Annotated in this window: 1 protein-coding gene and 1 pseudogene; one reads left to right on the plus strand and one right to left on the minus strand. The window is 71.6% G+C overall.

From position 1 onward, the window contains the following. On the minus strand, positions 1–895 hold an 895-nt coding region (locus tag WQ56_RS17430; protein WP_047138398.1), incomplete at its 3' end, for a sodium:proton antiporter. Positions 896–1,273: 378 nt separating this feature from the next. Here WQ56_RS17430 and WQ56_RS17435 point away from each other — a divergent pair. Next, positions 1,274–1,800 (plus strand): annotated as a pseudogene (locus WQ56_RS17435) (oligopeptidase A); the annotation flags it as partial.

Raw genomic sequence — 1,800 nt, forward strand, 5'->3', positions numbered from 1 at the left:
CGACGATCCACGGCAGCTGCTCGCCGAGCAGCACGAAGATGATGCCGTTGAGCGAGAACTGCACCGTGTCCCAGACCGCCGCGCGCTGCACCCGCGTGGTCGCCAGCGCGCGACCGCTGAGCTCGACGTAGCTCATCGTGATGCCGGCCGCGACCGCGGCGAGGATGCCCGACGCGCCGATCTGCTCGGCCAGCAGGTAGGCGCCGAACGGCGTCAGCAGGCTGATCAGGATCGGCGTGCCCGCCTCCTCGCCGAACACGCGCGAGACCAGCGCATGCCCCCGGTTGACCGCCACCGTGACCGCCACGCCCACCGCGGCGCCCGCCAGCGCCACCCACAGGAACGTCAGCGAGGCCGACAGCAGCGAGAAACTACCGGTCAGCGCCGCGGCCACCGCGAAGCGGAAGCACACCAGGCCCGAGGCGTCGTTGAGCAGCGATTCGCCCTCCAGGATGTGCATCACCCGCGACGGGATCGGCGCGCGCGCGGCGATCGACGAGACTGCGACCGGATCGGTCGGCGAGAGGATCGCCGCCAGCGCGAACGCCACCGCCAGCGGCATCGCCGGGATCATCCAGTGGATCAGCAGCCCGGCGCCGAGCACGGTGAACACCACCAGGCCCAGCGCCAGCTGCAGGATCACGCCGCGGTCGCGGAACAGCCCGTTCTTGGGAATGCGCCAGCCGTCGAGGAACAGCAGCGGGGGCAGGAACAGCACGAAGAACAGGTGCGGATCGAGCGTCACGCCGCGCCCGAACACGCCGGCGATCGTCGCGCCCAGTGCGATCTGCACCACCGGCAGCGGCAACGGCAGCCAGCGCTGCAGCACGCGGGTCAGGTAGCCGCTGGCGACGACCGCCAGCAGCATCACCAGGACGACTTCGATCGAATGCATGGGGCGGTCAGCGGCTCGTGGCGCAGGAGTCCTCCACGATAACGCCGTCCGCGGACACGGCATATCCGGGATCGGGGGAAAGCGGACGTCACGACACCGGAATCGTCCAGGCGGGAAGCAGGTACCGGCCGGGACGGCAACGCGCCCGACGCCGCGATCCGGTCGCCAGCAGGCACCGGCGCCACGACCGGAGCGACGACGCCTCTCAACGAAGCCGCACACGACACCGCCGCCACCGAAGCGACGGCACCGGACGCCCGTACTCCTACCGCCGCTTGTCGGACTTGGGCAAGCACCAGGCGAGCGACGCTGCTACGACGTCCCCCAACCCCACCAGCCCCTAGAATCGGGTGTCCCCCACCCCGCTGTGCCTCGACGATGACCAACCCGCTGCTCGACTTCTCCGGCCTGCCCCGTTTCGACGCCATCGCACCCGCGCACGTCCAGCCCGCGATCGATGCGCTCGTCGCCGAGGCCGAAGCCGCGCTGGCGGTCGCCGGCCGCACGCAGCCCGTGGGCTGGGAGCAGGTCGTCGTCCCGCTCGACGATGCGACCGAACGTCTCGCGCGCGCCTGGAACCAGGTCTCGCACCTCAACGCCGTCGTCAACACGCCCGAGCTGCGCGCCGCCTACAACGCGGCCCTGCCGAAGGTCACCGCGTTCTTCAACGCGCTCGCCCAGGACGAGGCGCTGTACGTCCAGCACCGCCGCCTGTCCGACGCCGCCGACGCGCTCGGCCTCGATCCGCTGCGCCGGCGCGTCGTCGCGCACGCGCTGCGCGACTTCCGTCTCGGCGGCGCCGCGCTCGATCCGGCGGACAAGGCGCGGCTGTCCGACGTGCGCCAGGAACTGGCCGCGCTGTCGGCGCGGTTCTCCGAGCACGTCCTCGATGCGACCGACGCGTT

The organism is Luteimonas sp. FCS-9, from assembly GCF_001014645.1.
Lineage (GTDB): Bacteria > Pseudomonadota > Gammaproteobacteria > Xanthomonadales > Xanthomonadaceae > Luteimonas.